Source organism: Rathayibacter sp. VKM Ac-2856 (genome assembly GCF_013205055.1).
Classification (GTDB): Bacteria; Actinomycetota; Actinomycetes; order Actinomycetales; family Microbacteriaceae; genus Rathayibacter.
Genome location: NZ_JABMLF010000005.1, coordinates 151,803 through 173,538, shown reverse-complemented (window position 1 = coordinate 173,538; position 21,736 = coordinate 151,803). Strand labels below are relative to the sequence as shown.

Here is a 21,736-nt window from a genome sequence, read left to right as displayed (position 1 = left end):
CGGCGGGCGGAGCCGGCCGGGCCCCCGAGCAGGGCCGTCAAGGCCGGGACACGCTCGGCAGGGGCGCCGTAGGGTGTGGCGCATGCCTCAGTCGGTCCACACGCTGCTCATCCTCGGTGCGACGGGCGACCTGTCCGCCCGCCTCCTCCTCCCCGCTGTCGGTCAGCTCCTGACCCGGGAGCCCGATCGCCGCCTGCACCTCGTCGGCGCGGGCCAGGAGGACTGGACGCAGGAGCACTGGCACGAGGTGGTCTCCACCTCCTTCGCCACCGAGACCGCGTCGGGGGACGGCATCGAGGCGCTCGTCTCCGGGACGCGCTACCAGCAGGTCGACGTCACCGACGCCCAGGCGCTCGCCGCGCTGCTCGCGAGCTGCGAGGGCCCGGTAGCGATCTACTTCGCCCTGCCGCCGGCCGTCGCCGCGAAGGCCTGCGACGCGCTCGCCGCGCACGACCTGCCGGAGGGCACCGTGCTCGCCCTCGAGAAGCCGTTCGGCGTCGACGAGGAGTCGGCGCGCGACCTCAACGCGCGCGTCGCCGCCCTCGTGCCCGAGGACCGCGTGCACCGCGTCGACCACTTCCTCGGCCGCGCGACCGTGATGAACCTGCTCGGCCTGCGCTTCGCGAACCGCATCCTCGAGCCGCTCTGGTCGGCCGAGCACATCGAGAGCGTCGCCATCGTCTACGACGAGCAGCTGGGCCTGGAGGGGCGCGCCGGCTACTACGACGGCGCGGGCGCACTGATCGACATGATCCAGAGCCACCTGCTGCAGGTGCTCGCGGTCGTCGCTATGGAGCCGCCGTCGACGCTCGACGCGGCCGACCTGCGCGACGCCAAGGGGATCGTGCTGCGGGCCACCCGGCTGAAGGGCGAGGACCTCGCCGCGAGCTCGCGGCGCGCCCGCTACACCGCCGGGTCGGTCGACGGGCGCGAGCTGCCCGCGTACGCCGACGAGAAGGGCGTCGACCCGTCGCGGAAGACGGAGACCCTCGCCGAGCTGACCGTCGAGATCGACACCTGGCGCTGGGCGGGCGTGCCGTTCACGCTGCGCTCCGGCAAGGCGCTGGGGGAGCGGCGGCGCGAGGTCGTCATCCGCTTCAAGCCGGTGCCGCACCTGCCGTCCGGCTTCCACGGGACGGCCGAGGCGTCGGTGCTGCGGCTGTTCCTCGCGCCGGACCAGATGGCGCTCGAGCTGAACATCAACGGCCCCGGCGACCCGTACACGCTCGAGCGCGCGTCGCTCGAGGCGACCTTCGGGGCGGGGGAGCTGCTGGCCTACGGCGAGGTCATCTCGGGGATCCTCGACGACGACCCGTCGCTCTCGGTGCGCGGCGACGCGGCCGAGGAGTGCTGGCGCATCGTCCAGCCGGCGATCGACGCGTGGCGCGCCGACGACGTGCCGCTCGACGAGTACCCGGCGGGCAGCGAGGGTCCGGAGGCCTGGCCCGCGGTCTGACGGCGCCCATGCTGGTCGAGTAGCCGCGGAGCGGCGTATCGAGACCGACGTGCCGACAACGGTGGATCTCGATACGCCCTCTGCGAGGGCTACTCGATCAGCATGGGCTGAGCGTGGTGCGCCGCAGAACGAACAGGGCGCGGTGCGCCGCGCGGCTCATGCTGGTCGAGTAGCCGCGGAGCGGCGTATCGAGACCCGGCGTGCAGAGTCGGGTGGATCTCGATACGCCCTCTGCGAGGGCTACTCGATCAGCATGAGTTCAGCGCCGCGCTCCTCTTGCTGGTCGAGGAGCCGCGGAGCGACGCCGCGGGGTCAGCGGGCGGCGTCGGCCGGGGCGGGGGCCGCGGCGGCGTCGGGCTCGGCCCAGACGGTGATCGGCTTCGGGTCCCAGGTGAGGGCGGCGGGCTCCGCGACGGGGGCGGCGGGCTCCGCGACGACCGGGGGAGTCGACGCGCGCATCACGGGGATGGCGGAGGTGACGGGGTTCGCGGTCGCCTCGACGCCGGCGCGCAGCTGCTCGGCCTGGATCGCGGCGGACAGCTCGTGCGCGAGCGAGCGGGCGAGCATCCCGTGGAAGATCGGGTCGCGGTCGTCGTGGCTGCGCCGGGTGACGACCCAGGCGCCCTCGGCCCCGACGAACGCGGACAGGCGCTCGTGCACGACGGCGAAGAGCTCGTCCTGCGTGAGCGCGGGGGCCGCGACGACCTCGGGGGCCGGCTGGCGGCGCCTCAGACGAAACCTCATGACGAACCCCGTTTCCCGTGCCGCGTGCTGATGCCTCCAGTGTCCAGGGGCGACGGCGCGCAGAGCCGCTGACACGCCGCGGCCGATGGCACGCGGCGTGTCAGGACGGTGCGGCGATCAGCGGTCGCGCTTCTTGCCGTGCTCCTCCTTGACGAGCTCCTTCGAGTCGTAGGAGACCGAGCCGATGGCGACCGCGAGAGCGATCGCCCAGCTGACCCACTGCAGGGCCAGACGCCAGTCGCGCGGACCCTTGCGCGTCGTCTGCAGGATGGACCAGCCTCCGACGATCGCGCTGATGACGCTGGAATTGAGGATGAACTTGCGCATCGATTGCCTCCTGGGTGTCACGACGACGCTAGCGGTGCCGCCCGCCTCCTCCGCAACGGTTGACACCGCCGTCGACACCTCGAACGGCCCGCGCACGGCACCGCCGTCGGTGCCGCCCGCTACGGTGAACCGCTGCCCGGCGCTCCGCCGCGGCGCGCACCGAGGAGAACGGGTACGACATGCGCACGGCTGTGATCGGGGCGGTGCTGCTCGTGCTCGGCGCGATCGCCGCTCTCACCGGTGTCCTGCCGATGGACGCGCTCGGCGAGCTGGTCGAGCGCACGGCGCCGATCCTCGCCTTCGTGGTCGCGGTCACCGTGGTGGCGGAGCTGGCCTCCAAGGCCGGAGTCTTCACGGTCGTGGCCGAGCGGGCGGCGATCTGGGGGCGCGGCCGGACCGCTCTGCTCTGGCTCCTGGTGGTCGCGATGGCGATCGTCAGCACCGTCTTCCTGTCCCTCGACACGACCGCTGTGCTGCTCACGCCGGTGGTCGTCCTGCTCGCCGCGCACGTCCGCGTCTCGCCGCTGCCGTTCGCGATGGCGACCGTCTGGCTGGCCAATTGCGCCTCCCTGCTGCTCCCTGTGTCGAACCTCACCAACCTCCTGGCAGAGAGGCGGCTCGGCGTCGACGGCCCGCTCGCCTTCGCCGCGCTGACCGCAGCGCCCGCGCTCGTCGCCGCGGTGATCCCGGTGCTCGTGCTCGCCGTCCGCTACCGCCGCGAGCTGGCCGGGCGCTACCGGACGGGGGAGCGGACCGCGGTCGAGGACCGGGTCCTGCTGATCGGCGCCGGCGTCGTCGTCGCCCTGCTGCTGCCCGCCCTCGTCTCCGGGCTCGAGGTGTGGATCCCCGCGGCGGTCGCGGCGCTCGCCCTCGTCGTGCTCTTCGCCCTCCGCCGGCCCTCGGCGCTGACGCTCTCGCTGCTGCCGTGGCAGCTGGTCGTCTTCGCCTCCGGTCTCTTCGTCGTGATGGAGGCGGCGCACCAGCTGGGCCTCGGAGCGGCGCTCGCCGTCGTCGCGGGCGAGGGGAGCGGCGTCGGCGAGCTGCTCCGGCTCGCGGGCTCCGGAGTCGTGGCCGCGAACCTCGTCGACAATCTGCCCGCCTACCTCGCGCTCGAGCCGGTCGCCGCCGATCCGGTCCGGCTGGTCGCCCTGCTCATCGGCGTGAACGCCGGTCCGCTGATCACCCCATGGGCCTCGCTCGCGACGCTGCTCTGGCACCAGCGGCTGACCGCCCTCGGCGTGACGATCTCGTGGCGGCAGTACGCGCTGCTCGGCGCCGTCGCCGTGGTGCCGACGGTCGGCGGCGCGGTCCTCGCGCTCGCCCTGGCGCAGGGCTGAGACCGGCTCCTGCTCGGGTGCGGCTGGTAGCCTCGCCGGGTACGAAGACGGCACGACCGACGATCGGGACCACCATTCCTCCGCACTCCGCCTCCGCCCCCGCACCCCTCGAGGACAGCACCGAGGACAGCACCGCCGACACCGCCGAGAACGGGGACGCCGCGACCGCGGGCACCCCCGGCGCGACCGCCCGCAACGCGTTCGTCGTCGTCTCCAACCGCCTCCCGGTCGACCGCGTCGTCGCCGCCGACGGCACCGCCTCCTGGAAGACCTCGCCCGGCGGCCTGGTCACCGCGCTCGAGCCCGTGATGCGCGCCAACGAGGGCGCCTGGGTCGGCTGGCCGGGCGTCGCGGACGAGGACGTCGCGCCGTTCGAGAACGACGGCGTCCAGATCGTCCCGGTCGCCCTCAGCGCCCAGGAGCTCGAGGACTACTACGAGGGCTTCTCCAACGACACCCTCTGGCCGCTCTACCACGACGTGATCGCGCCGCCCACCTACCACCGCGAGTGGTGGGACGCCTACGTGCGGGTCAACCGCCGCTTCGCCGAGGCCGCCGCCGCGGTGACGGAGCAGGACGGCGTCGTCTGGGTGCAGGACTACCAGCTGCAGCTGGTGCCGAAGATGCTGCGCGAGCTCCGGCCGGACGTGACGATCGGCTTCTTCAATCACATCCCGTTCCCGCCGTACGGCATCTTCGCCCAGCTCCCCTGGCGCAAGCAGATCGTCGAGGGCCTGCTCGGCGCCGACGTGATCGGCTTCCAGCGCCAGGGCGACGCGGGCAGCTTCCTCCGCGCGGTCCGCCGCCTGCTCGGCTACGACACCCGCAGCACCGTCGTCGAGGTGCCGGTCGAGGACGACGCGGTCGACGGCACCCGCCGGGTCAACCGCTCGCGCCGCGGCGCCAGCGTCCGCCCCGTCGTCGCGCGACACTTCCCGATCTCGATCGACTCCGCCGCCTTCGAGGCGATGGCGCGCACCCCCGAGATCCAGGAGCGCGCCCGCCAGATCCGCTCCGACCTCGGCGACCCCGAGGTGGTCATGCTGGGCGTCGACCGCCTGGACTACACCAAGGGCATCGGCCACCGGCTGAAGGCGTTCGGCGAGCTGCTCGCCGACGGCCGCCTCAGCACCAAGGACGCGGTGCTCGTGCAGGTCGCGAGTCCGAGCCGCGAGCGCGTCGAGACCTACAAGCTGCTCCGCGACGACATCGAGCTGCAGGTCGGCCGGATCAACGGCGACTACGGCACGATCGGCAACCCCGCCATCAGCTACCTGCACCACGGCTACCCGCGCGAGGAGATGGTCGCCCTCTACCTCGCCGCCGACGTGATGCTCGTGACCGCGCTGCGCGACGGGATGAACCTGGTCGCCAAGGAGTACGTCGCCTCCCGGTTCGACAACGACGGCGTGCTCGTGCTGAGCGAGTTCACCGGCGCGGCCGACGAGCTCAAGCAGGCCGTACAGATCAATCCGCACGACATCGCCGGTCTCAAGGACGCGATCGAGAGCGCGGCGCGCATGCCGCGCGCCGAGCGCACCCGCCGGATGCGGGCGCTGCGCCGCCGCGTGCTCGAGAACGACGTCTCGCGCTGGTCCGCGAGCTTCCTCGACGCGCTCAGCGAGCACGCCGCGGGTCAGCAGCTCGACGTGCACCCGGCCCCGCGGGGTCAGGAGGCGCCGCTGGGCCAGGAGGCCGAGCACCACGAGGACGGCGTCCGCGGCCGGGCAGCGGAGGACGCGCGCCGCGACGACGCCCGCCGCGACGAGGCGGAGGCGTCGCGATGACCACCGTCGCCCCGACCCCCGGCGAGCACCTGCCCGGCGTGCCGGACCGCCTGGTCGCCGCGCTGCGCGAGCTCGCCGCGACCGGCCGGCTGCTGGTGGCCCTCGACTTCGACGGGACGCTCGCTCCCGAGGTCGACGACCCGGCGCACGCCCGGGCGCTGCCCGAGGCGCGCGAGGCGGTGCTCCGGCTGCTCGCGCTGCCCGGCACCCGCGTCGCGCTGGTCTCGGGTCGAGCGCTCGGCAGTCTCGAGGAGGTCGCCGAGCTGCCGGACGAGGCGCTGCTCGTCGGCTCGCACGGCATCGAGATCCGCCTCGACCCGGGCGACGACGCCGTCCGCCTCGACGAGACGGAGCTGGCCAAGGTCGGCGTGCTCGAGGACGTGCTGAAGGGCATCGCCCGCGGCATCGACAACGTCTGGATCGAGGACAAGCCGGCCGGCTTCGCCCTGCACACCCGCCTCGCGACGGACCGGCACAGCCGCGTCGCCCACGTCGTCGCCCTGTCCGAGGCGCGCGCCGAGGTCGAGGGCGTCACGGTCCGCGAGGGCAAGAACGTCCTCGAGTTCTCCGTCCGCTCGACCACCAAGGGCGAGGCCGTGCAGCACCTGCGCCGCTACACCGGCGCGACCGCCGTGCTCTACGCGGGCGACGACGTCACCGACGAGGACGCCTTCGCGGTGCTCGGCTCCGGCGACGTGGGTGTCAAGAGCGGCGCGGGCACGACGTCCGCCGCCTACCGCGTCCGCGGCCCCGAGCAGATCGCCCACGTCCTGTCGATGCTCGCCGACTTCCGCGCCACCGCCGACTGAGTCTCGCCGGCCGATCCGTCACGGACGGTCGGCTCACGGCTCCGGACACGACCGTTCGCGACGGATCGGGGCGCGGGACACGACCGTTCGCGACGGATCGGGCGCGCCCCGGAGCGCCGGAGCACCGTGCACGAGGCGGTAGCCTCGTCACATGCCGGAAATCGATTGGAAGCCTCGTTCGCGCACCGTCACGGACGGCATCGAGGCCACGACGTCGCGCGGGATGCTGCGCGCCGTGGGAATGGGCGATGACGACTGGGAGAAGCCCCAGATCGGCATCGCGTCGTCCTGGAACGAGATCACCCCCTGCAACCTCTCGCTGGAGCGCCTCGCGCGCAGCGCGAAGGAGGGCGTGCACTCGGGCGGCGGGTACCCGCTGCAGTTCGGCACGATCTCCGTCTCGGACGGCATCTCGATGGGCCACGAGGGCATGCACTTCTCGCTCGTCTCGCGGGAGGTCATCGCCGACTCCGTCGAGACCGTGATGATGGCCGAGCGCCTCGACGGCACCGTCATGCTGGCCGGCTGCGACAAGTCGCTGCCCGGCATGCTGATGGCCGCCGCGCGCCTCGACCTCGCCGCCGTCTTCGTCTACGCCGGGTCGATCGCGCCGGGCTGGGTCAAGCTGTCCGACGGCACCGAGAAGGACATCACGATCATCGACTCCTTCGAGGCGGTCGGCGGCGTCAAGGCCGGGATCATGTCCGAGGAGGACGCCAAGCGCATCGAGTGCGCGTTCGCCCCGGGCGAGGGCTCGTGCGGCGGCATGTACACCGCGAACACCATGGCCAGCGTCGCCGAGGCGCTCGGGATGAGCCTGCCCGGCTCCGCGTCGCCCGCCGCCGCCGACCGCCGCCGCGACTACTTCGCCCGCAAGTCGGGGGAGGCCGTCGTCGAGCTGCTGCGCAACGGCACCACGGCGCGCGACATCCTGACCAAGGAGGCGTTCGAGAACGCGATCGCCGTGGCGATGGCCTTCGGCGGCTCCACCAACGTCATCCTGCACCTGCTCGCGATCGCCAACGAGGCCGAGGTCGACCTCACGATCGACGACTTCAACCGCATCGGCGACACGATCCCGCACATCGGCGACCTCAAGCCGTTCGGCAAGTACGTCATGAACGACGTCGACCGCCACGGCGGCGTCCCCGCGGTGATGAAGGCCCTGCTCGACGCGGGCCTCCTGCACGGCGACTGCCTGACGGTCACCGGGAAGACCGTCGCCGAGAACCTCGCGGCGATGGACATCGCGCCGCTCGACGGCGAGGTCATCCGCACCCTCGACAACCCGATCCACGCCACCGGCGGGCTGACCGTGCTGAAGGGCACGCTCGCTCCCGAGGGCGCGGTCGTCAAGACCGCAGGCTTCGACGCCTCCGTGTTCGAGGGACCCGCGCGGGTCTTCGAGCGGGAGCGCGCGGCGATGGACGCGCTGACCGACGGCGAGATCCAGAAGGGCGACGTGGTGGTCATCCGCTACGAGGGCCCCAAGGGCGGGCCCGGGATGCGCGAGATGCTGGCCATCACGGCCGCCATCAAGGGGGCCGGCCTCGGAAAAGATGTACTACTGTTGACCGACGGACGATTCTCAGGCGGCACAACCGGCCTGTGCATCGGCCACATAGCTCCCGAATCGGTGGACGCAGGTCCCATCGCATTCGTCCGCGACGGAGACCCGATTCGGGTCGACATCGCCGCTCGATCGATCGACCTACTCGTCGACGAATCCGAGCTCGCCGCCCGCCGAGAAGGCTGGGCGCCCCTCCCTCCGCGCTACACCCGCGGTGTCCTCGCCAAGTACGCCAAGCTCGTCCGCTCGGCCGCCGAGGGCGCCACCACCGGGTGACCCCGGCCCGCTCGGGCCGGCCGCGCACACGCGCCTCCCGGGCACCGGTCGCTCCTCTCCCGTTCTCCGAGCCCCAGTGCCCGCCGCCGCATCACGCTTCGAAGGAATCGACACCCGCATGACCCCGGACCCGTCCGCCGTGCCCACCGCACCGACACCCCAGCCACCCCGCACCGCCGCGTCCGCGCCGGCGGTCGCCTCCGCCGTCGAGTCGCTCACCGGAGCGCAGGCGGTCGTCCGCTCGCTCGAGATGCTCGGGATCGAGGACGTCTTCGGCCTGCCCGGCGGCGCGATCCTTCCCGTCTACGACCCGCTGATGGACTCGTCGAAGATCCGCCACATCCTGGTCCGCCACGAGCAGGGCGCCGGCCACGCGGCCGAGGGCTACGCCGCGGCCACCGGCAAGCTCGGCGTCTGCATCGCGACCTCCGGACCCGGCGCGACGAACCTCGTCACGGCGATCGCGGACGCGTACATGGACTCCGTGCCGATGCTCGCGATCACCGGCCAGGTCTTCTCGACGCTGATGGGCACCGACGCCTTCCAGGAGGCTGACATCGTCGGCATCACGATGCCGATCACGAAGCACTCCATCCTCGTCACCCGCCCCGAGGACATCCCCTCGGCGCTCGCCTCCGCCGTGCTGATCGCGACGACGGGCCGCCCCGGCCCGGTGCTCGTCGACATCACCAAGGACGCGCAGCAGGACGAGGCGCCCTTCGTCTGGCCGCCCAGGATCGACCTGCCCGGCTACCGCCCGGTGACGAAGGCGCACGGCAAGCAGATCCAGGCCGCGGCGCAGCTGCTGGCCGAGGCGAAGAAGCCGGTGCTCTACGTGGGCGGCGGCATCATCCGCGCCCGTGCGGCGGCCGAGCTCCTGGCGTTCGCCGAGGCGTGCGGCGCTCCCGTCGTCACGACGCTGATGGCGCGCGGCGCGTTCCCCGACTCGCACGAGCAGCAGCTGGGCATGCCCGGCATGCACGGCACGGTCCCCGCGGTGCTCGCGCTGCAGGAGTCGGACCTGATCCTCGCGCTGGGCTCGCGCTTCGACGACCGCGTGACCGGCAAGGCGGCGCTCTTCGCGCCGAACGCCAAGGTCGTGCACGTGGACATCGACCCGGCCGAGATCTCGAAGATCCGCACCGCCGACGTGCCGATCGTGGGCGACCTCAAGGACGTCCTCCCGGACCTCACCGACGCGTTCGCGAAGGCGATCGACGGCGCGGCGCCCGACACGGCCGACTGGTGGACCTACCTCAAGGGCCTGCAGGAGGAGTTCCCGCTCGGCTACACCGAGCCGGTCGACGGCCTGCTCTCGCCGCAGTACGTGATCAAGCGCATCGGCGAGATCACCGGCCCCGAGGGAGTCTTCGCCTCGGGCGTCGGCCAGCACCAGATGTGGGCGGCGCAGTTCATCAAGTACGAGCGCCCCAACTCGTGGCTGAACTCCGGCGGCGCCGGCACGATGGGCTACTCCGTGCCCGCCGCGATGGGCGCCAAGGTCGGCGAGCCCGACCGCACCGTGTGGGCGATCGACGGCGACGGCTGCTTCCAGATGACCAATCAGGAGCTCGCCACCTGCACGATCAACGACATCCCGATCAAGGTCGCGGTGATCAACAACTCCTCGCTCGGCATGGTGCGCCAGTGGCAGACCCTGTTCTACGAGGGCCGCTACTCGAACACCGACCTCAACACGGGCCACGACACCGTCCGGGTGCCGGACTTCGTGAAGCTCGCGGAGGCGTACGGCGCCCTCGGCATCCGGGTCACCAAGCCGGAGGAGATCGACGCGGCCATCGAGCTCGCGATCGCCACCAACGACCGGCCGGTCGTGATCGACTTCGTGGTCAGCCGCGACTCCATGGTGTGGCCGATGGTCCCGCAGGGCGTCTCGAACAGCTACGTCCAGTACGCCAGAGACCACAGCCCGACCTGGGACGACGAGGAGTAGACCGCATGACCCACCACGTTCTCTCCCTGCTCGTCGAGGATAAGCCGGGACTGCTCACCCGCGTCGCCGGGCTGTTCGCCCGCCGCGGCTTCAACATCGAGTCGCTGGCCGTCGGGCCGACCGAGCTCGACGGGCTCTCGCGCATCACGGTCGCCGTGGACGTCGAGGACCTCCCGCTCGAGCAGGTGACCAAGCAGCTGAACAAGCTGATCAACGTCATCAAGATCGTCGAGCTCGACCCGGACCAGTCGGTGCACCGCGAGCACCTGCTCGTGAAGGTGCGCGTCGACAACGTGACCCGCTCGCAGGTGCTCGAGGCCGTGAACCTCTTCCGCGCCCGCGTGGTCGACGTCGCGACCGACGCCCTGGTGATCGAGGTCACCGGCGACTCCGGCAAGACCACCGCGTTCCTCCGGGTCATCGAGCCCTACGGCATCAAGGAGATCGCCCAGTCGGGCCTGCTCGCCATCGGGCGCGGCTCGAAGTCGATCACCGAGCGCGTCTTCAAGAACTGACGGCTCCGCCGTACCTCTGCTCCGCCCACTCCATCCACAGAAAAGGAAGCATCACGTGACCGAGCTCATCTACGACGCCGACGCCGATCTCTCCATCATCCAGTCCAAGAAGGTCGCGATCGTCGGCTACGGCTCGCAGGGCCACGCGCACGCGCAGAACCTCCGCGACTCCGGAGTCCAGGTCGTCATCGCTCTCAAGGAGGGGTCGAAGTCGACCGCCAAGGCCGAGGACGACGGGTTCGAGGTTAAGAGCGTCGCCGACGCCGCCGACTGGGCCGACCTGATCATGATCCTCGCGCCGGACCAGCACCAGCGCGCCATCTACAGCGAGCAGATCGCGGACAAGCTGACCGAGGGAAAGACGCTCGCCTTCGCGCACGGCTTCAACATCCGCTTCGGCTACATCGAGGCCCCCGCGGGCGTCGACGTGATCCTGATCGCGCCGAAGGCCCCCGGCCACACCGTGCGCCGCGAGTTCGTCGCCGGCCGCGGCATCCCGGACATCATCGCCGTCGAGAACGACGCGACCGGCACCGCCTGGGAGACCGCGAAGTCCTACGCGAAGGCCATCGGCGGCACCCGCGCCGGCGTCATCAAGACCACCTTCACCGAGGAGACCGAGACCGACCTGTTCGGCGAGCAGGCCGTGCTCTGCGGTGGCACCTCGCAGCTCGTCCAGTACGGCTTCGAGACGCTGGTCGAGGCCGGCTACCAGCCCGAGATCGCCTACTTCGAGGTGCTCCACGAGCTCAAGCTGATCGTCGACCTCATGTGGGAGGGCGGCATCGCCAAGCAGCGCTGGTCGGTCTCCGACACGGCCGAGTACGGCGACTACGTGTCCGGCCCCCGCGTCATCGACCCGAGCGTCAAGCAGAACATGCAGGCGGTGCTCGGCGACATCCAGAGCGGCGCCTTCGCGAAGCGCTTCATCGCGGACCAGGACGCGGGAGCGCCCGAGTTCCAGGAGCTGCGCGCCAAGGGCGAGAAGCACCCGATCGAGGAGACCGGCCGCGAGCTGCGCAAGCTCTTCGCCTGGAAGCAGACCGACGAGGACTACACCGACGGCAGCGTCGCGCGCTAGTCGCAGCGACGGGCGGACCGAGGAAGCCCCGGCCTGCCGACGGCCCCGCAGCAGCGGGTGCGTCGGCGGGGCCGGGGCTTCCTCGCGTCCGGAGGCTGCTCCGCGCGGAGGCGGAGCGAGTGGACCCGGGACGGGCTGTGCGACCTGGCCAGGGCCCCGTACGCGTCCGCTCAGGAGCGAGGTCCTGCGCGAGTGGACCCGGAGCGGGCCCTGCGGATGTGCCGGGCCCCGTTGCGGGTCGACTCGTCCTGGCCCCCTGCTGGTCGAGTAGCCGCGGAGCGGCGGATCGAGACCTCGCGTCTGCACCTGGTGGACCTCGATACGCCCGCGGTGCGGGCTACTCGATCAGCATGAGCGGGTGCGGGCGTGGACGTGCTCCGGAGCGTAGGCGTTCCATGCTGGTCGAGTAGCGCGCAGCGCGTATCGAGACCTCGCTTGTGCAGGCGGTGGATCTCGATACGCCCGCGGTGCGGGCGACTCGATCAGCATGGGCGGGAGCCGGTGCGGTCGTGCTCCGTGGGCGTGGGCGTTCCTTGGTGGTCGAGTAGCGCGCAGCGCGTATCGAGACCTCACGTGTGCACGCTGATGCGCCGTGGGCGAGGGGTGCTCGGGGCGGCGGGGCGCGGGTAGCGTGGGGCGGATGGAGCGACGGGAACGGCGGCTGCGGCAGTGGGACGAGGGCGTGGCCGCGGCGCGGGACGGGCTGGCGCTCGCGGTGTCGGGCGGGGTCGTGCTGTGCGGGGTGGCCGGCGGCGGGCTCGCGGCGGCGCTGGCGCTGGCGTCCGGCGGGATCCTCGAGGAGGCGCCCGCGGCGCTCCGGACCGTCACGGCCCTCGCGCTCGCGCTGATCGCGGGCGCGGTGCTCGTCGTGGCCGCGGCAGCTCTGCGCCGAAGGACCGAGAGCGCGGCCGAGCGCTTCGCCCGGGCGGCCTGGCCGGTGCCCGCGGACCTCGACCGGGACGACCTCGACGAGACGGCGGATCTGCCGCACGATGTCCGGCTGCCCGAGGACGCGGTGACGCCCGCGGATCTCGCGGGGATCCTCGCGCCGTCGCGCGCCGCTCGTGCCGAGGCGCGCGGGCGGGCGTCGCTCCGCGATCTGCGACGGCGCTCGGCGCTGTTCTCAGCGCTCTCGCTCGCCGGGCTCGTCGTCGCGCTCGTCGGCGTGCTGCTGCTGGTCGCGGTCATCGCGCTGCAGGGGACGGAGGGGGCCGTCGTGACCGCGGCGGTCGTCGTCGCGGTGGGAGCGGCGGCCGGGATCGGCTCGTCGCAGGCGAACGCCCTGCCGATCGCCGTGCTGCGCGCCTCCGACGCCGCGCTGGCGCGCAGTCGCCGGCTGCTGGTCGAGCGCTGGCCGGGCGATCTCGAGGAGGGTCCGCTGTCGGTGCGCGGGGGAGTGGCGGCGATCGACCGCCGCGGACTGACCGGGACCGCGCGGCGGGCGGCGCCGTCGAGCGCCGGCGCGGGGCGGGTGGCGCCGATCGTGATGCTCGCTGTGGCGCTGCTGCTGGTGGCGGGGCTGCCGCTGCTGTCCTAGCGGCGCGGACACTCCGCGGGGCCGCTCCTGCAGGTCTTCGGCGGAGGCTCCTGCACGAACATCAGCGGAGACGGCTGCTCATCGCCGATCGGCGATGAGACCCGCTCCTGGCTGATGTCCTGCAGCTCGCCGTCGGTCAGCGAGCCGAGTCCCGGACGAGCCGGCGCAGGCCGCCTTTCGGCGGGACCAGCACGGGCTCCGGCCAGCGCGGGGAGAGGTGGTCGCCGAGGGTCACCCGGCGGATCTTCCGGCCCACCAGGGGGAGGACCCAGTCGTGCGCCCAGCGGTACTGGTCGCGCAGGAGCGCGCGCGGGGTCAGCGGCTCGGGTGCGTCCCAGGGTCCGGCCGAGATCGTGTGCGGGACGCCCAGGACGTCGAGCACCTCGGCCGCCAGCACGCGGTGCCCGCGCTTGGAGAGGTGCATCCGGTCGCTCGACCACATCGCGGCGTCGCGGAAGGCCTGCATCCGCCAGTAGTCGACCAGGACGGCGCCGCGCTCGCGGGCGATCCTCCGCACGGCGCTGTTGTAGACGCGGTTGCGCTTGACGAACATCCGCGGGGCGGGCAGGCCCGGGATGTCGAAGCCGGTGAAGAGCACGAGCGAGGCGCCCGTGCTCGCGAGCGCGTCGACGAGGTGCTCGTAGCCGTCGATCAGCGCGCCCATGTCGGTGCCGAGGTCGAGGATGTCGTTGCCGCCGGCGTAGAGGGTGACGAGGGTGGGCTGCAGCTCCAGCGCGGGCGGCAGCTGCTCCGCGGTGATCTGCGCGAGCCGCTTGGAGCGGATGGCGAGGTTCGCGTACTCCCAGCCGGGCTCGGCGCGGGCGAGCCGGTCGGCGACGCGGTCGGCCCAGCCGCGGACGCCGTTGGGCAGGCGCTGGTGCGGGTCGCCGACGCCCTCGGTGAAGGAGTCGCCGATCGCCACGTAGCGGCGCCGGCCGCCGTCCGCCGCGCCCGCGTCCGTCCCCGAGTGCTCCCCCATCCCGGAAGGGTCGCCCGCGGGGGAGGACGGCGGGTGGCCGGGCGGTGGCGGGGAGGTGTCGGGGTGCTCCGAGGTGACGGCGAGGGCGCGCGGCTAGGGTGTTGCGGTGATCGACAGCAGACCCGAGGACGACCGGGACGACGACGCGCTCAGCTGGGCGGGCGAGGGCGGCGACCCCACGCTCGTGGCGGGCGACGGGACCCCTCGGCGGAAGGCTCCGCGGGCGGTCCGCTCGGCTCCGGCGGACCGGGCGGCGCGCGAGGGCGACGTCGACGAGCTGCCGGACGAGCTGCGCGAGGACGACGAGGACGAGCTCGAGGACGACGACTCCGATGAGGAGCGCGACGCCGCGGACGCGGCGGCCGCCTCCTCCGTGCTGCTCGTCGCGATGGGCGTCGCGGCCGGCCTCTACCTGCTGTGGACGATCGGCTGGATGATCACCGCGACCCGGCAGAGCGCCACGAGCGCCACGACCTTCGCGGGCGACGCGCTCGGCGGCGGGCTCTACGGGCTCGGCCTGTGGCTCGCGGTGGCCGGGCCCGCCTGCTGGTTCGCCGCGGTGCTGCTCGGTACGCGCGGCTCCCGCACGCGGACCCGGGTGCTCTGGCTGGTCGCCGGGCTGATCCTGCTGGCCCCCCTGCCGTTCCTGAAGGGGGCGTGATGAGCGACACCGCATCGAACGAGACGACCGGCGCGTCGACGGCCGCCGATTCCGCCGACTCCTCCGCGAAGGCGACCCTCGGCGGAACGGGCCGGCGCGACAGCCGGGGGAAGCGGCTCCTGCTCTCCGTGCTGATCGCCGCGGTCTTCGCGCTCTTCTTCGCCTGGGACGTCTGGGAGGGGATCGGCAACCTCGTCGGGCTGCGCACCTACGCCGCGACGCTCGGTACCGACCTGAACGGCACGGGCTGGACGGTCCTGCTGCTCGGACTGGCGCTGCCGGTGGTCTGCTTCGTCACGGCGCTCGTGCTCGGCCGCCGCCGCGGGCTCCTCGCCCGCACCGGTCTGCTCGTCGCGGCGCTGTGCCTCTCGGCCGCCCTCTCGCTGGACGTGCAGCTGATCCTCGGATTCGAGAGCCTGGTCTCGCTCTAGGGACGGGCCGCGCCCGTCGGCGAGAGCGGGCGTCATACGGCCGGGCGCGGCTGCGGCCCTCCGCTACAGTGGCGGGGGCTCCACCGGGCCCCGTGCTCGGTGCCCGCTCCGTCCCCTCCCCGAAGGAAGCGCCTCTCGTGACTAAGCCGGTCGTCCTGATCGCCGAAGAACTCTCGCCCGCCACCGTGGACGCCCTCGGTCCCGACTTCGAGATCCGCTCCGTGGACGGCACCGACCGCCCCGCGCTGCTCGAGGCACTCGGCACGGCCGACGCGATCCTGGTCCGCTCCGCGACGCAGGTCGACGCCGAGGCGATCGCCGCGGCTCCGGCCCTCAAGGTCGTCGCGCGCGCCGGCGTGGGCCTCGACAACGTCGACATCACGGCCGCGACCGCCGCCGGCGTCATGGTGGTGAACGCGCCGACCTCGAACATCGTCTCGGCCGCCGAGCTCACCGTGGGGCACATCCTGAGCCTCGCCCGCCACATCCCGGCGGCGCACAGCGCGCTCGCGCAGGGCCTGTGGAAGCGCTCGAAGTACACGGGCGTCGAGCTCTACGAGAAGACCGTCGGCATCATCGGCCTCGGCCGCATCGGCGCGCTGATCACCGCGCGCCTGCAGGCCTTCGGCGTGAACGTGGTCGCATACGACCCCTACGTCACCAGCGCCCGCGCCCAGCAGCTCGGCGTCACGCTCCTGTCGCTCGAGGACCTCCTCGCGCAGAGCGACTTCATCACCATCCACATGCCGAAGACCCCGGAGACCACCGGGATGATCTCGGACGAGCAGCTCGGCCTGATGAAGCCGACCGCGTTCATCGTCAACGTCGCGCGCGGCGGGCTGATCGACGAGGACGCGCTGCACCGCGCGCTGGTCGCGAAGACCATCGCCGGCGCCGGGCTCGACGTGTTCGTCAAGGAGCCGCCGACCGGCTCGCCGCTGCTCGCCCTCGAGAACGTGGTCGTCACCCCGCACCTCGGCGCGTCGACCGACGAGGCGCAGGAGAAGGCGGGCGTCTCGGTCGCGAAGTCGGTGCGCCTGGCGCTCTCCGGCGAGCTGGTGCCGGACGCGGTGAACGTCGCCGGCGGCGTCATCGACCCGTACGTCCGCCCGGGGATCCCGCTGGTGGAGAAGCTGGGCCAGGTCTTCTCCGGTCTCGCCGCCTCGCCGGTGACGTCGATCGACGTCGAGGTGCGCGGCGAGCTGGCCGGCTACGACGTCAAGGTGCTCAAGCTCGCGGCGCTCAAGGGCGTCTTCAGCAACGTGGTGTCCGAGACGGTCTCCTACGTCAACGCGCCGGTGCTCGCCGAGCAGCGCGGCATCGAGGTGCGCCTGATCACCGATGCGGTCTCGGACGAGTACCGCAACGTGATCACGCTCCGCGGCGCCCTCTCGGACGGCTCGCAGATCTCGGTCTCGGGCACGCTCACCGGCACGAAGCAGGTCGAGAAGCTCGTCGCGATCAACGGCTACGACGTCGAGGTGCCGCTCGCGAAGCACCACGTCGTGATGAGCTACATCGACCGGCCCGGGATCGTCGCGGTCTACGGGCGTGAGTTCGGCGACGCCTCGGTCAACATCGCGGGCATGCAGATCGCGCGCACCGAGGCCGGCGGCAAGGCGCTCTCGGTGATCACGATCGACTCGCCGGCGCCCGACGGACTGCTGGAGAAGGTCCGCGTCGCGATCGACGCCGACCTGATGCAGGAGATCGACATCACCGAGCAGTAGAGCTCGGACGCGACGAGAGAGGACGGCGCCGTGCAGCGCAGGTTCGCCCAGGTCGACGTGTTCGGCGCGGAGCCGTTCCTCGGCAATCCGGTGGCGGTGGTCGTGGACGGCGACGGGGTGTCCGACGCGGACATGGCCGCGTTCGCGCGCTGGACGAACCTGTCGGAGACGACGTTCCTGCTCCCGCCGACGACTCCGGACGCCGACTACCGGCTGCGGATCTTCACCCCGGGGCGGGAGTTGCCCTTCGCGGGGCACCCGACGCTGGGCAGCGCGCACGCGTGGCTCGAGGCGGCGTGCCGCGCGAGGAGGGCGTGCTGGTGCAGGAGTGCGCGGCCGGGCTCGTGCGGCTGCGGGTGACGGACGGGGCGATCGCGTTCGCCGCGCCGCCGCGGCAGCGCACGGGGCCGGTGGACGAGCCGACGCTGGAGCGCGCTGCCGCGGCGCTGGGGCTGGCGCGGGCGGAGATCCTCGGGCACGAGTGGGCGGACAACGGCCCCGGCTGGCTGGCGCTGCGGCTGGAGTCGGCGGAGCGGGTGCTCGCGATCGAGCCGGAGGCGGCGCTGCTCGGCGGGCTCGCCGTCGGCGTCGTCGGGCCGCATCCGGCGGGGGCGGAGTGCGCGTTCGAGGTGCGCGCGTTCATCCCGGACGCGGGGGTGCCGGAGGATCCGGTGACGGGGAGCCTGAACGCGGGGATCGCGCAGTGGCTGATCGGGGCCGGGCTCGCGCCCGAGCGGTACACGGCGGCGCAGGGCACGGCGATGCGGCGTGCGGGGCGCGTGCTCGTGGAGCGCCTCGGCGACGACGTGTGGATCGGCGGCGCGACGGCGACGCTCGTCGAAGGGGTCGTGCGGCTGTAGGAGCGGGCGGGTCTCGGCCCGCGCCTGCGGCTTCATGCTGATCGAGTAGCCCGCGAAGCGGGCGTATCGAGATCGGGCGTATGCAGGCGTGGGTCTCGATACGCGCCTGCGGCGCTACTCGACCAGCATGAGGGGCGCCTGCGGCGCTGGTCGACCGGCATGGGGGGCGCCTGCGGCGCTGGTCGAAGAGCATGGGGCGGGCGCGGCGGCGGCCGCTCCTTTCAGCCAGGCGGCGGCAACCGCTCCTCTCAGCTGGGCGGCGGGGGCCGCTCCGCCTAGTCAGTGGGGGAGGAGGCGGGCGATGACGGCGAGGACGTCGTCGGCCTCGCCGCGGGGGCTGTCGCCCGTGGGGAGCAGGGCGGAGTTGTAGTAGAGGCCGTCGCTCATCAGGACGATGGCGCGGGCGACGAGGGGGTCGCCGACGGCCTCGGTGACGACGGCGTACCAGCTGTCGTGGATGCGGGCGAGGCCGGCGCTCGCGCGCTCGTCGTTGCCCTGGGCGACGCGGGAGACGGCGAGGATGGTGCGGTCGAAGGGGGTGTCGGCGGCGAACGACGTGCGGATCAGGTACGGAACGACGCCCTCGTCGGAGGTGCGGATCCGGTCGATGTCCTCGGCGAGGCGGTCGTCCAGCCGGCCGACGAGTCCGTCGACGAGGGCGTCCTTCGACGGGAAGTGGTAGAGCAGCCCGCCCTTGGAGACACCGGCGGCCCGGGCGACGGCGTCGAGGGTGGCCGCGCGCTCGCCCTGCTCGATCAGCAGGGCCTCGAAGGCGTCGAGGACGCGGTCGCGGGCGGGGGCGGCGGGCATGGGCTCCATCCTAGGGACGGATTCGGCGCCACCTTCTAGCTACTGTACCGGCTGGACGGTATACTCGGTGGCGATCACCCCGTCGAGAGAGAGCACCACCGTGTCCGCCCGCACCGCACCCGTCGCCACCGTCACGAGCCGAGACTCCCTCTCCGGAGCCGCCGTCGAGCCCGACGGACCCCGCGTCGGCCGCCGCGCCTGGTTCGCGCTGGCGGTGCTGATGCTGCCGGTGCTGCTGGTCTCGGTCGACAACACCGTCCTCAACTTCGCTCTGCCGCTGATCGCGGAGGACCTCGGGCCCACCGGCACCGAGCTGCTCTGGATCGTCGACGCGTACCCACTCGTGCTCGCCGGACTGCTCGTCGCGATGGGCAGCCTGGGCGACCGGGTCGGCCGGCGCCGGCTCCTGCTGATCGGCGCGGTCGGCTTCGCGGTCGTCTCGGTCGCGGCGGCCTTCGCTCCCACGGCCGGCGCGCTGATCGCCGCCCGTGCCGCGCTCGGACTCTTCGGCGCGACCCTGATGCCCTCGACGCTGTCGCTCCTGCGCAGCCTCTTCCCGAACCGCGACCAGCGCCGGATGGCCATCGCGATCTGGGCGACCGGCTTCGCGGTCGGCTCGGCGATCGGCCCGCTCGTCGGCGGCGTGCTGCTGGAGAACTTCGCCTGGGGCTCCGTGTTCCTGCTCGCGGTGCCGGTGCTGCTGCCGCTGGTGGTGCTCGCGCCGATCCTGGTGCCGGAGTCGCGCGACCCGCGGCCGGGTCCCGTCGACGTCGTCAGCATCCTGCTCTCGCTCGCGACGATGGCGCCGATCGTCTACGCGATCAAGTCGGCCGCCGAGCACGGGATCGACGCGGTCGCGGTGCTCTCGCTCGTGGTCGGCGTCGTCAGCGGTGTGCTCTTCGTCCGCCGGCAGCAGCGCCGCGAGGTGCCGATGCTCGATCTCTCGCTCTTCCGCCGCGGCTCGTTCAGCGCGGCGATCCTGGTCAATCTGCTGAGCGTCGTGGCGCTGGTCGGCGGGCTGTTCTTCGTCTCGCAGCACCTGCAGCTCGTGGTCGGCCTGTCGCCGCTCGAGGCGGGACTCGTGCTGGTCCCCGGACTCGTCGTGATGATCGGCGCGGGGCTCGGCGTGGTGCCGATCGCCCGTCGGATCTCGCCGCGGATCGTCGTGCCGGCCGGACTCGTGATCTCGGCGGTCGGCTACGCGCTGCTCGCGATCGGCAGCGCGGCGCCCGGCGGCGCCTCCGCGCTGACCGTCGCGGTCTCCTTCGCCTTCCTCGGGCTCGGGATCGGCGCGGCCGAGACCGTCTCGAACGAGCTGGTGCTCGCGAACGCGCCGGCCGACAAGGCGGGCTCCGCCTCCGCGGTCTCGGAGACGGCGTACGAGCTGGGCGCGGTGCTCGGCACGGCGACGCTCGGCACGGTGCTGACGGCGGCCTACCGCTCCGGCGTGGTCCTGCCCGAGGGCCTCGACGCCGGGCAGGCGCAGCGCGCGGGGGAGACCCTGGGCGGTGCGGTCGCAGTCGCGGGCGAGATCCCGGCCGAGTCCGCGTCGAGCCTGCTGGCGTCGGCCGGGGCCGCGTTCGACGCGGGCGTGGGCTGGTCGGCCTGGATCGGCGTGGGGCTGGTGCTGCTGGCCGGCGTCGTGGCCGCGTGGCGGCTCCGCCGCAGCTGACGCGGCGCGACCGGCGCGGGCCGCGGCCCGAGAGTACGCTGGGCTGGTCTCCTGCCCCGCACGATCGAGTGCTCCGCACGCCCCAGTGCCCCGCACGCGTCGCGCCCCCGCACGTCTGAGGACCGCTATGACCCGCACCGTGAAGCTCGCCGTCATCCCCGGAGACGGGATCGGACCGGAGGTGATCGCCGAGGCCGTGAAGGTCCTCGACGCCGTCACCGCCGACTCCGACCTGGTGATCGAGAAGACGCCGTTCTCGCTCGGTGCCGGCCGGTACCTCGAGACCGGCGACGTCCTCACCGACGAGGACCTCGCCGCGATCTCCGCGCACGACGCGATCCTCCTCGGCGCTGTCGGCGGCGTGCCCGGCGACCCTCGCCTGAAGGACGCGAACATCGAGCGCGGGCTGCTGCTGCGCCTGCGCTTCGCGCTCGACCACTACGTGAACCTCCGCCCCACCCGCCTCTACTCGGGTGTGCCGTCGCCGCTGTCGGCGCCCGGCGAGGTCGACTTCGTCGTCGTCCGCGAGGGCACGGAGGGGCCGTACGTCGGCAACGGCGGGTCGATCCGCCAGGGGACGCCGCAGGAGATCGCGAACGAGGTCTCGGTGAACACGGCCTACGGCGTCGAGCGCGTGGTGCGCCACGCCTTCGAGCTGGCCCGCAAGCGCCGCTCGAAGCTGACCCTGGTGCACAAGACCAACGTGCTCGTCTTCTCCGGCTCGCTGTGGAAGCGGCTGGTCGACGAGATCGGGGCCACCTACGAGGACGTGGCCGTCGACTACCTCCATGTGGACGCGGCGACGATCTTCCTGGTGACCGATCCTGCTAGGTTCGACGTCATCGTCACCGACAACCTGTTCGGCGACATCCTGACCGATCTGGCCGGCGCGATCAGCGGCGGCATCGGACTCGCGGCCTCGGGCAACATCAACCCCGACGGCGCGTTCCCCAGCATGTTCGAGCCGGTCCACGGATCCGCGCCCGACATCGCCGGGAAGCAGCTCGCCGATCCGACCGCCGCGATCCTGTCGGTGGCGCTGCTGCTCGACCACCTGGGTCGCGGTGACGAGGCCGCCCGCGTGACGGCGGCCGTGACCGCCGACATCGAGTCGCGCGACGGCGGCCCGCGCTCGACGGCCGCGATCGGCGACTCCGTCGTCGCCAGGCTCCGCTGACCCCGAACCCTCCGGGCCCCTCC

The 21,736-nt window shown here is 72.8% G+C and carries 18 protein-coding genes and 1 pseudogene; 15 read left to right on the top strand and 4 right to left on the bottom strand.

The genetic code is table 11. The annotated features are described in order from the left end of the window. Positions 1-82: 82 nt before the first annotated feature. The gene (locus HQQ82_RS16020; protein ID WP_173234982.1) at positions 83-1,456 is read left to right on the top strand and encodes a glucose-6-phosphate dehydrogenase; all 1,374 of its coding nucleotides are present in this window, start codon (positions 83-85) and stop codon (positions 1,454-1,456) included. A 312-nt stretch (positions 1,457-1,768) separates the two neighbouring features. On the opposite strand, the gene HQQ82_RS16015 is transcribed toward HQQ82_RS16020, so the two are convergent. Both HQQ82_RS16015 and HQQ82_RS16010 read right to left on the bottom strand, forming a co-directional pair. Beyond that, positions 1,769-2,200 (bottom strand): hypothetical protein, encoded by a 432-nt coding sequence (locus HQQ82_RS16015; RefSeq protein WP_173234980.1) that lies wholly within the window; start codon positions 2,198-2,200, stop codon positions 1,769-1,771. 117 nt (positions 2,201-2,317) lie between these two features. Beyond that, on the bottom strand, positions 2,318-2,527 hold the full coding sequence (locus HQQ82_RS16010; RefSeq protein WP_173234978.1) for a hypothetical protein: 210 nt from the start codon (positions 2,525-2,527) through the stop codon (positions 2,318-2,320). A 179-nt stretch (positions 2,528-2,706) separates the two neighbouring features. On the opposite strand from HQQ82_RS16010, the gene HQQ82_RS16005 reads away from it, so the two are divergent. The 8 genes from HQQ82_RS16005 to HQQ82_RS15970 all read left to right on the top strand — a co-directional run bounded on the left by HQQ82_RS16005 (position 2,707) and on the right by HQQ82_RS15970 (position 13,393). After that, on the top strand, positions 2,707-3,864 hold the full coding sequence (locus tag HQQ82_RS16005) for an SLC13 family permease (RefSeq protein ID WP_173234976.1): 1,158 nt from the start codon (positions 2,707-2,709) through the stop codon (positions 3,862-3,864). Between the two features lie 17 nt (positions 3,865-3,881). Next, entirely contained in the window at positions 3,882-5,651 is a 1,770-nt protein-coding gene (locus HQQ82_RS16000) for a trehalose-6-phosphate synthase (RefSeq protein ID WP_367947977.1), read from the top strand. Next, the gene (otsB, locus tag HQQ82_RS15995) at positions 5,648-6,460 is read left to right on the top strand and encodes a trehalose-phosphatase (protein WP_173234974.1); all 813 of its coding nucleotides are present in this window, start codon (positions 5,648-5,650) and stop codon (positions 6,458-6,460) included. Before HQQ82_RS16000 ends, otsB begins: the two co-directional genes overlap by 4 nt. Positions 6,461-6,611: 151 nt before the next feature. Beyond that, a complete protein-coding gene (gene ilvD, locus HQQ82_RS15990) occupies positions 6,612-8,306 on the top strand; it encodes a dihydroxy-acid dehydratase (protein ID WP_173234967.1) in 1,695 nt (564 codons plus the stop codon). A gap of 118 nt (positions 8,307-8,424) precedes the next feature. Beyond that, positions 8,425-10,260: an acetolactate synthase large subunit gene (locus HQQ82_RS15985; RefSeq protein ID WP_173234964.1), complete on the top strand. Its 1,836-nt coding sequence runs from the start codon at positions 8,425-8,427 to the stop codon at positions 10,258-10,260. A gap of 5 nt (positions 10,261-10,265) precedes the next feature. Beyond that, the gene (gene ilvN, locus HQQ82_RS15980; protein WP_159984246.1) at positions 10,266-10,775 is read left to right on the top strand and encodes an acetolactate synthase small subunit; all 510 of its coding nucleotides are present in this window, start codon (positions 10,266-10,268) and stop codon (positions 10,773-10,775) included. Positions 10,776-10,830: 55 nt separating this feature from the next. Beyond that, positions 10,831-11,856 carry a ketol-acid reductoisomerase gene (gene ilvC, locus HQQ82_RS15975; RefSeq protein WP_173234962.1) on the top strand — a complete coding sequence of 342 codons (1,026 nt, stop codon included), beginning with the start codon at positions 10,831-10,833 and terminating at the stop codon, positions 11,854-11,856. A 640-nt stretch (positions 11,857-12,496) separates the two neighbouring features. After that, complete coding sequence (locus HQQ82_RS15970) at positions 12,497-13,393, top strand: hypothetical protein (RefSeq protein ID WP_173234960.1); 897 nt, start codon at positions 12,497-12,499, stop codon at positions 13,391-13,393. Positions 13,394-13,529: 136 nt separating this feature from the next. Here HQQ82_RS15970 and HQQ82_RS15965 read toward each other — a convergent pair whose 3' ends face one another. Continuing rightward, positions 13,530-14,372: an SGNH/GDSL hydrolase family protein gene (locus HQQ82_RS15965; RefSeq protein WP_173234958.1), complete on the bottom strand. Its 843-nt coding sequence runs from the start codon at positions 14,370-14,372 to the stop codon at positions 13,530-13,532. A gap of 106 nt (positions 14,373-14,478) precedes the next feature. Between HQQ82_RS15965 and HQQ82_RS15960 the strand changes: the two genes are divergently transcribed. From HQQ82_RS15960 to HQQ82_RS15945, 4 genes and pseudogenes are all read left to right on the top strand, one after another. Further along, on the top strand, positions 14,479-15,033 hold the full coding sequence (locus HQQ82_RS15960; RefSeq protein WP_173234956.1) for a hypothetical protein: 555 nt from the start codon (positions 14,479-14,481) through the stop codon (positions 15,031-15,033). After that, positions 15,033-15,464: a hypothetical protein gene (locus HQQ82_RS15955; RefSeq protein WP_173234954.1), complete on the top strand. Its 432-nt coding sequence runs from the start codon at positions 15,033-15,035 to the stop codon at positions 15,462-15,464. Before HQQ82_RS15960 ends, HQQ82_RS15955 begins: the two co-directional genes overlap by 1 nt. Positions 15,465-15,601: 137 nt before the next feature. Next, positions 15,602-17,194: a phosphoglycerate dehydrogenase gene (gene serA / locus HQQ82_RS15950; RefSeq protein WP_173234952.1), complete on the top strand. Its 1,593-nt coding sequence runs from the start codon at positions 15,602-15,604 to the stop codon at positions 17,192-17,194. Between the two features lie 30 nt (positions 17,195-17,224). Further along, positions 17,225-18,054 (top strand): annotated as a pseudogene (locus tag HQQ82_RS15945) (PhzF family phenazine biosynthesis protein). A 279-nt stretch (positions 18,055-18,333) separates the two neighbouring features. Here HQQ82_RS15945 and HQQ82_RS15940 read toward each other — a convergent pair. Further along, the gene (locus tag HQQ82_RS15940) at positions 18,334-18,864 is read right to left on the bottom strand and encodes a TetR/AcrR family transcriptional regulator (RefSeq protein ID WP_173234950.1); all 531 of its coding nucleotides are present in this window, start codon (positions 18,862-18,864) and stop codon (positions 18,334-18,336) included. A gap of 67 nt (positions 18,865-18,931) precedes the next feature. On the opposite strand from HQQ82_RS15940, the gene HQQ82_RS15935 reads away from it, so the two are divergent. Both HQQ82_RS15935 and HQQ82_RS15930 read left to right on the top strand, forming a co-directional pair. Beyond that, positions 18,932-20,536, top strand: a complete 1,605-nt coding sequence (locus tag HQQ82_RS15935) for an MFS transporter (protein ID WP_367947976.1) — start codon at positions 18,932-18,934, stop codon at positions 20,534-20,536. A 127-nt stretch (positions 20,537-20,663) separates the two neighbouring features. Continuing rightward, positions 20,664-21,713, top strand: coding sequence for a 3-isopropylmalate dehydrogenase (locus HQQ82_RS15930; protein ID WP_173234948.1), 1,050 nt, complete (start codon positions 20,664-20,666; stop codon positions 21,711-21,713). Positions 21,714-21,736: the final 23 nt, after the last annotated feature.